This is a genomic window from Polaromonas sp. P1_G4 (genome assembly GCF_056405475.1).
The window spans coordinates 1-7,227 of the sequence record NZ_JBFUCA010000199.1 but is presented as its reverse complement, the minus strand read 5'-3'; the positions used below and the strand labels follow the sequence as shown (position 1 = coordinate 7,227).

Genomic DNA, 7,227 nt, shown 5'->3' with positions numbered 1-7,227 from the left:
GGTCCTGGAAGAAGGCCTGCAGCATGCGGTCGAGTTGCAGCAGGTGGTCGTGTGACAGACGCGACTCGGCGCTGTAGGCGTGGTTGACATAGTCGTGGCCCGACAGGCTGACCGACAGGATGTCGGGAATGTCGTCCTGCCCCAGCTGCTCGCCGGCAATGGCCGCGCGGGCAAACTCCAGCGACATGGCATCGACAAAAGGACCACGCAGCAACGAGCTGTAAAACCGCGGGCCGGGCGCCGTGTCGTCGGGCGCTCCGTACATGGCAGGCAAACCGCCACCGGCGGGGCCAAACCATTTTTGCTGGTCGGGCACCGAGCGCGCATAGGCGGCCTCAGGCAGCAGGGCTTTCCATTCAGTCTTGAAATAGCGGTCGGCCAGCTTCTGGCCGTTAAAGGCATTGACCCAGCCCGGGTGCGCGGCCATGTAATGCGTGCTGGACGCAAACTGCCCTGTGGCGCCCATATACATATAGGCCGTGCCGGTTTTGCCGGCGGGCAGAATGGCGCCGCGGTCTTTGCCGGAGATGCCGATCACTTTAGAGCGGCTGTCTACCCGCCGCAGCACGTCGCCCACCGTTTCCGCCTTGAGGTTCTTCGGGCTGGTGCCGTCGAGTGCATTGGTCTGGTGGCCGATGTAAGTGGCCGTGGTGTCGCCCGTGCAGTACACCGGCTCTGCGGTGATAGGGTCGCGCCAGTCGTTGCCGATGATGCCGGTGCGATGCGGATAAGCGCCGGTGAGCATGGTGGCGTGGCCGGCCGCGGTGACGGTGAAGGCATGGCCGTAATGCGCGTTGGCAAACCAGGCGCCGCGGTCAAGGAAGCGTGCCAGGCCATCGGGCGTGAGCTGGTCGCGGTAGTCCAGCACCTGGCGCTGCGGCAGCCCGTCTACTACCAGGAAGACAACGAGTTTGGGCCGCGGTGCAGCGGCCTGCGATAGCGCGGTAGCGCCGGGCGCTGCGGCACAACTGGCCAGCAATACTGCCGTGAACGCGGCAACCAGAATACGCAAAGGTGTGTGAAGTTTCATGGGGATCATGCGGGTGATGCTAGGTGACTTCATGGTTTGCGGGCAACAGTAGTCACCCGTAGCAGCCCTGGCTGTCACGGCCTGTTGCCGGGAAGGCTTGCATGGTAACTGCGTCACCACGTACCCATTTGGGTCCCCCTGTGTAGGACCATGGCTCTCCGGACTGCTACTTCTGTCTCGTTCACATTTGGTTTCAATGCCAAAGGATTGACGTGCGTTTCGGTTGTAAGGCAGGATGCATTCATGACCAACAACGCAGCGCCGGACACGGCGCCCAACGTAGCGCCATATGTCGCCGCTCCAGGGGAGACGGAGGTTGAACGCGTGGTGACGGCGAGCATGTGCAACATGCGGGAAGGCATCTTCGCGCAGATGGAAAACATCCGCACGGAGTCGCTGCGCCACAACACGCCCCTCGGTCTGCACGTTGTGCTGCATTACCAAAGCGGCTGGTTTGTGCATTGGGTCGAAGGGCCTTCGGCGGCCGTGCGGGACTTGCTGCAGCATGTTGTGCAACACGACCCGCGCCACCATTCACCCCATACCCTGCACACCAGCAAGGGGCGGCGGCTTTTGCCGACACCGTGGTCCATGGCGATGTCGCAGGCCACCGAGTCGGCGGTTTATTTCGGCCGCCGGGTCATGGCACTGCGGGAGCAACTTGAAAAGGGCAAACAGTATTCGCCCTCCTCGGTGCTTCGCCGCCTATCGGCGCCCATGCAGCTTGCCCAGGCGCAGGCACTGGCAGACCCCGAAGCCTTTCACCGCATGGGTATCTGCTCGGCCAGCGGCACCGAGGCTTTCGACATGGTGGGCTGGCTGGCCCAAAAAACCGGCGGGGTGGTCGCCAAACGGCGCTTTGCCGGCGAGACAGACTTTGACGGCAGCAGCGAGTATGTCGACTTCATGGAAGGCGGCTACCCATGCCGGCTGATTGCCGTGGCGCGCAACGGCCTCACGCACGGGCTGCGCCGGGCTTTCCTTCCGGAGTGGCCGCATTTTGTGATGCTTTTTTGCGGCTCGGCCAAATTTGACGACGCGCTGATGGCCCGCATGATCGCCGCTTGCGACGGCCTGCCTGCGAAGCCGGTGCTGGTGGGGGTTGCCCGCGACACCACGACCCACCAGCGCATGCAGGACATGGCACAGGCGGCGCAGCTGGAGTATGTCGTCGGGGGCGTTGCCACGCCCGACAACTGCAGCGCCATATGGCAGACGATGCGCGACCAGCTGGATCGGGCCGGTGCGCCGTCCAGCTCGGTATGGGACGTGCCGCGCATGGCGGCCTGAGCGCCCTGCCCCATTTCCCTGCTTCCCCGCTTCCCTGCGTCCCCGTTTTTGTTTGTCGGCATCTAGCTACGCCGACGGGTCTTCGCGCGCCGGCCTGCGCACGCCGATACACTGCGAGGCATGAAAAAAGAAGACATCGCCCCATTCTTTGCCACGCTGAAGGCGGCCAACCCAATGCCGGTGACCGAGCTGGAATACACCAGCGTATTTGAGCTGCTGGCCGCCGTGCTGCTGAGTGCGCAGGCCACCGACGTGGGCGTGAACAAGGCGACGCGCAAGCTTTTTCCGGTGGCCAACACGCCGCAGGCCATCATCGACCTAGGGCTGGAGCGCCTGGAGTCTTACATCCGCACCATCGGGCTGTACCGCACCAAGGCCAAAAACCTGCTGGCGGCGTGCCAGATTCTGGTGGAGCAGCATGGCGGCAAAGTGCCGCGCAGCCGCGAGGCACTGCAGGCCCTGCCCGGCGTAGGCCGCAAGACAGCCAACGTGGTGCTGAACTCGGCATTTGGCGAGGCGACGATGGCGGTGGACACGCACATCTTTCGCGTGAGCAACCGCACGGGCCTGGCGCCCGGCAAGAACCCGCTGGAAGTCGAGCTGGGCCTGCTCAAGCGCGTGCCCGCCGAATACCTGGTGGACGCGCACCACTGGCTGATATTGCACGGGCGCTATGTGTGCATTGCGCGCAAGCCCCAGTGCTGGCAGTGCGCGGTGGCGCCGTGGTGCGACTTCAAGCCAAAGACGCCGGTGCCTGCGTAGGCCACAGGCAGCCGCGCTTGCGTTTGACCCCACGCTATGAAATCAGTAGCTGCTGGCGAGCCTGCAGAGGCTACAGTAGCGGCGCGCCTCAATTGCGCAGCTTGCCGTCGCGCGTCACCATGCAGCGTGTCGGCCCGGGTTGAAAAAGAAGCCCCGTCCGAACAGGGGTGTAGTACTTGCAGCTTACGGGAAGTTGCCCTGTGTTGCGCACGGTCAACGCCGCAGTGCCGCCCCGTCGCGCATGGTGGGTATCCATCTCGCGAAGCGTGCGAACTTGGGGGATTTTTCCTCTTCGGGCAACCTATCATTGAAAGCTCCCGCTGGCTCAGCCAGATTTTTTTGATGGATGAGTCATGTTTAACATTTCGGCTTCACGTACCGTTCTTCGCGCCCTGAGCCTGTATCTCGTATTTTTTGCGGGTGCCAGCCACGCGCAAAAAGCCTGGGTCATCGGCCAGTCCGCCCCCCTGAGTGGCAGCAACGCCAGTTTCGGACGCGACATTCAGGACGGCGCTCAGGCCTACTTCAAGTCAGTCAACGCCAAAGGCGGGGTGGCCGGCCTGCCAATCCAGCTGGTGACGCTCGACGATAAAAACGACCGCAAGCTGGCCGGCGCCAACACCACGAAACTGCTGGCCGAAAATGASGCGGTGGCCCTGTTTGGTTATGCGTCGGCCACGCTGAGCCTGGACGCCATGCCCCAGGCGGAAAAAGCCGGTGTGCTGTTTTTTGCACCGTTTTCCGGTGCCAACCCGGTGCGCAAGCCCAGCCCGGTGGTGTACACGCTGCGCGCATCCTACGGCGACGAGCTTGAAAAAATGCTGTCCTTCTGGACGGGCCTGGGCCTCAAGCAGGTGGTGGTGGTGCATTACGACGACGAGGTCGGCAAGCAGAATCTGGCCGTGGTGGTTGCCTATCTGGCCAAACAGGGCAAGAAACCCGAGGCTTTCTCCCTGCAGCGCAATGCCAAGGTGAGTGAGGCCCAGGTCGCGCAGCTGCTCGCGCTCAAGCCCGACGTCCTCATCAACACCGTGCTGTCCGGCGCCGCGGCTGACATCAGCAAGCAGGTGGTAGCACAGGGCAAATTCATTCCGATGTCCAGCCTGTCTTTTGTGGGCGCGCAGCAATACATCGACGCAGCTGGCGAAGCCGGCGCCGGAGTGTCCATCTCTCAGGTCGTGCCCAATGCCGCATCCCCGTTGCCGGTGGTCAAGGAATGCGCCAAGGCGCTGCAGGACGCCGGCGTCAAGCAGGCCATGAACAGCGCCCATCTGGAAGCTTGTATTGGCGCAAAGGTGCTGACCGAAGCCATGCGCCGCAGCAAAAAGCCAGGCGATGCCAAAGCCCTGCTGGCTGCGATGAGCGCGATGGGCAGTTATGACACCGGCGGCTTCGTCGTGTCCTATTCACCAGGCCAGAACCACGGCAGCAAGTACGTGGAGCTGGGCATGGTGACGCGCGACGGCAAGCTGCGCAATTGAGGCGCGCCGCTGCTGTGGCCTCTGCAGCCTCGAAAATGCTGCAAGAAAATGGCCTCTCAGCCTTTGCCGCTTAAGCGCCAGCAGCTACTGATTTAATAGCGCGGGGTCAAACGCAAGCGCCGCCGCCGGCGGCGTAAAGAAGCGCTTAGCGGGCGAAGGTGCCGTCGGCGCGAATCATCGTCAGATTCACGAAGCGCGAACCCAGATTGCTTTGCTTGCTGTAAGTCAACGCAAAGCCGCCCAGGTCTTCATTGGTAAATGTTTCCAGCGTGCTGATGAGTTTGGCGCGCGTAACCGGCGCCGGCGTTTTTTGCAGCGCGCGCACCACCAGCTTGGCGTTCAGGAAACCTTCCATGCTGTTGTAGCTGAACTTCTTGTCGCCGTTKGCCGAGATGATGGTCTGGTATTCACGCACGACGGCATTGCCCAGTTCGGTAAACGGGTAAGGCACGACCTGCGAGGCAATCACGCCGGCTGCCGCATCCTTGAGTTCGGCATGCAGGCCGGACGACACACTGAGCACCATGAACTGGGCGGTCACGCCCTTGGCGCGAAAAGCCTGGATGAACGCCGCATTGGGCTTGGCCTGCCCGATCAGGATCACGGCCTGCGGCTGCGCCGCGGCAATCACCTCGGCGGCCTTGGCCACGTCTACCGTGCCGCGCGGCACCGGGGCCACGGCAGCAGCCGTTGCGCCGCGCTTTTGCATGGCGGCGTTCAGGGCTTCCAGGCCTTCCTTGCCGAAAGCGTCATCCTGGTACATCACGCCGATTTTTTTGATGCCGATGGTCCACGCGTGGTTGACCGCCGCTTCGATCTCGTCGGTGGTGCTTGCGCGCACATGGAACAGGTTGGACACATACGGGTCGCGCAGCGACTTTGCGCCGCTGGTGTTGCCGATCTCCGCAATGCCGGCCGCCTGCACCAGGGGCACGATCTTCAGCATGTTGGCCGTGCCGCGATAGCCCACCAGCGCCACGGCGTTTTGGGTTTCGATCAGGGCCTTGGTGTTCTCGGCCGTCTTGTCGGGGTTGAAGCCGTCGTCCAGGCTGACGAGTTTGATTTTCTCGCCGCGAACGCCGCCTTTTTTGTTGATGTCGTCAAAGTAGGCGTTCATGCCGCGCACATAGTCGGTCGTCAGTGCGGCGCTGTTGCCAGAGAGGTCACCCGAGTGGCCGAGCACGATGTCGGCCGAAGCGGCCGAGCAGGCCAGGCCCAGAAAAAGAGCGGCCAGCAAACTGCCGCCCTTTGGAAAATTAACAACTTTCATGAAACGAATCCCTACCCTCTTGTGAAAAAATTGGTGTCAATAAAAAAGCCGGCCCAAGGCCGGCTTGTGCTTCCGGTGCGCGGTGTATGTCAGGCGTCGACCCTGACCTTGGCCTGCTGGGCCACCTGCGCCCACTTCTTTTGCTCCATCTTGATGAAGGCCGCAAATTTTTCGGTGCTGCCGCCGCCGTCTTCGGCGCCGTACTGGTCCATCTTTTCCTGCACGTCCGGCATGGCCAGCACCTTGTTGACGTCTTCATTCATGCGCTGAACCATGGCCCGCGGCATTTTGGAAGGGCCCATGAGGCCGTACCACACGGTGGCTTCGAAGCCCGGGAAACCGGACTCGGCCATGGTGGGCACATTGGAATGGCCTTTGGCGCGCTTGAGACGCGTTTGCGCCAGCGCGATGGCCTTGCCGCTTTTGACATGCGGCGTGGCCGAGGTCATGGTTTCAAAGCAGTAGTTGACCTGCCCGCCGATCAGATCGACCAGCGCCGGGCCTGAGCCACGGTAAGGAATGTGCAGCGCAAAAATCTTTGCCTGGAGCTTGAACATTTCCAGTGCAAAGTGCTGGGCCGAACCACCGCCCGCGGAAGCAAAGCTGATCTGGCCGGGCTTGGCCTTGCACAAGGCCACCAGGTCCTTCACGGTTTTGGCGGGCTGGTCGGCATTGCAGATGAGCATGTTAGGCGTGACGCCGACCATGCTGATGGGCACGAAGTCGCGGTCTGCGTCGTAGCCGAGCTTGATGCCGAGCGCCGGTGCCAGCGCGTGGCTGTTGATGTGGGCCATCAGCAAGGTGTTGCCGTCACCGGCCTGCTTGGCCACGTAATCGGCCGCAATCACACCGGCGGCGCCGCCCTTGTTTTCAATGATGACCGAGGTGTTCCACATGGTGGACAGCTTCTGGCCGACCACGCGCGCCAGCGCGTCGGTGCCGCCGCCGGGCGGGAAACCCACCACAATGCGCACCGGCCCGCTGGGCAGCGTTTGCGCCCTGAGCATGGGTGACGCCACCATGGCGGCTGTGGCCGCCGCCGCGCTGATAAAGGTTCTGCGTTGCATGGTTTCCCTTTTTGATTCAGTAATTTATGGAATTTTGATGACCGTTTGACGTAACACCCCCTGCGCTCGTGCGCAGCGGGTGATCAGGCTGCCTTGCGCTGCGGCACCACAGCCGCATGGCTGGAGAAATGATCCATGGCGGCCTGCACGCCCGAGCCCGCGAGCTTGACGCCTGCAAGTTTGAGGCCCATTTCACAGCCGCTCAGCGCCGCCATCAGTGTGAGGTCGTTGCAGTCGCCCAGGTGGCCGATGCGGAACATCTTGCCTTTGACCTTGCCCAGGCCGGTGCCGAGCGAGCAGTCAAAGCGTTCGTAAATGATCTTGCGC

General features: G+C 62.6%; 6 protein-coding genes and 1 pseudogene. 3 read left to right on the top strand and 4 right to left on the bottom strand.

Translation table 11 applies throughout. The features are described from left to right. Positions 1 to 1,030 (bottom strand): alkaline phosphatase family protein (locus tag AC1D1X_RS11695; RefSeq protein WP_477698313.1); only part of this gene is annotated, 1,030 nt, incomplete at its 3' end. A gap of 243 nt (positions 1,031 to 1,273) precedes the next feature. On the opposite strand from AC1D1X_RS11695, the gene AC1D1X_RS11690 reads away from it, so the two are divergent. From AC1D1X_RS11690 to AC1D1X_RS11680, 3 genes are all read left to right on the top strand, one after another. Next, complete coding sequence (locus AC1D1X_RS11690; RefSeq protein ID WP_477670975.1) at positions 1,274 to 2,320, top strand: BLUF domain-containing protein; 1,047 nt, start codon at positions 1,274 to 1,276, stop codon at positions 2,318 to 2,320. A gap of 120 nt (positions 2,321 to 2,440) precedes the next feature. After that, positions 2,441 to 3,082, top strand: a complete 642-nt coding sequence (gene nth / locus AC1D1X_RS11685) for an endonuclease III (protein WP_477670976.1) — start codon at positions 2,441 to 2,443, stop codon at positions 3,080 to 3,082. Between the two features lie 353 nt (positions 3,083 to 3,435). Then, positions 3,436 to 4,563, top strand: a complete 1,128-nt coding sequence (locus tag AC1D1X_RS11680) for an ABC transporter substrate-binding protein (RefSeq protein ID WP_477698312.1) — start codon at positions 3,436 to 3,438, stop codon at positions 4,561 to 4,563. Between the two features lie 145 nt (positions 4,564 to 4,708). Here the strand turns inward: AC1D1X_RS11680 and AC1D1X_RS11675 are convergent, their stop codons facing one another. The 3 genes and pseudogenes from AC1D1X_RS11675 to AC1D1X_RS11665 all read right to left on the bottom strand — a co-directional run. After that, positions 4,709 to 5,833 (bottom strand): ABC transporter substrate-binding protein, encoded by a 1,125-nt coding sequence (locus AC1D1X_RS11675; RefSeq protein WP_477670978.1) that lies wholly within the window; start codon positions 5,831 to 5,833, stop codon positions 4,709 to 4,711. A gap of 89 nt (positions 5,834 to 5,922) precedes the next feature. Then, positions 5,923 to 6,900: a Bug family tripartite tricarboxylate transporter substrate binding protein gene (locus AC1D1X_RS11670; protein WP_477670979.1), complete on the bottom strand. Its 978-nt coding sequence runs from the start codon at positions 6,898 to 6,900 to the stop codon at positions 5,923 to 5,925. An 83-nt stretch (positions 6,901 to 6,983) separates the two neighbouring features. Beyond that, positions 6,984 to 7,227 (bottom strand): annotated as a pseudogene (locus AC1D1X_RS11665) (serine--glyoxylate aminotransferase); the annotation flags it as partial.

Excerpts from the sequence above, each read along its gene's own strand:
- AC1D1X_RS11690 (WP_477670975.1), top strand. The coding sequence starts at position 1,274 with ATGACCAACAACGCAGCGCCGGACACGGCGCCCAACGTAGCGCCATAT.
- nth (WP_477670976.1), top strand. The coding sequence starts at position 2,441 with ATGAAAAAAGAAGACATCGCCCCATTCTTTGCCACGCTGAAGGCGGCC.
- AC1D1X_RS11670 (WP_477670979.1), bottom strand. The coding sequence starts at position 6,900 with ATGCAACGCAGAACCTTTATCAGCGCGGCGGCGGCCACAGCCGCCATG.